General features: G+C 62.7%; 1 protein-coding gene. It reads right to left on the bottom strand.

Annotated features, from left to right (window positions below; genetic code table 11):
• Positions 1 to 51: 51 nt before the first annotated feature.
• On the bottom strand, positions 52 to 518 hold a 467-nt coding region (locus tag J5M57_RS28075; RefSeq protein WP_207938488.1), incomplete at its 5' end, for a hypothetical protein.

Raw genomic sequence — 518 nt, 5'->3', positions numbered from 1 at the left:
CACCAATACGGGTCGCGCATCCATAGCCACATGGCGATCAAGATCATGGCTTTACTCCTTTGCCAAGTACTGCTGCGAAAAATGCCCATCACGGCCCCAGTCGCGGCACAGCTCGGCGGTGGCTTCGCGTCGCGCCACCAGGCCGGGCAGCCGGGTTTTTTTGCCGGCCACGGTGCCGTACACAAAGCGCTGCATCTGCGGGCACCACACTTCAAAGGGTTGGCCAGCGTTGGCCTGGGTGCGCAGCGTGGACGCGGCCACGGTGGATTCGCCCAGGTTGTAAATCATGTCGATGATGCTGGCACGCACCCAAATGTTGTAGCTACCCCAGCGCGTAAACAGGCGCTTTGCGGCTTTTTCTGCGGCAAGGTATTTGGGCAGCTCCAAGCGCTTGCAGTCGGCGGGGGTGTAGTAGCGCCCGGCCACTACCTCGGGGCCGGTGACGCCATTGCAGACTGTGAGCGGCTGGCCCTTGCCCAGCCTGTCGATGTAGGGCTTGCCAATGTGGCGGCCGCTGC

Source organism: Pseudomonas sp. 86_A, from assembly GCF_017491705.1.
Lineage (GTDB): Bacteria > Pseudomonadota > Gammaproteobacteria > Pseudomonadales > Pseudomonadaceae > Aquipseudomonas > Aquipseudomonas koreensis.
The sequence above is the reverse complement of the archived record's forward strand: the minus strand, read 5'-3'. Positions and strand labels throughout refer to the sequence as shown.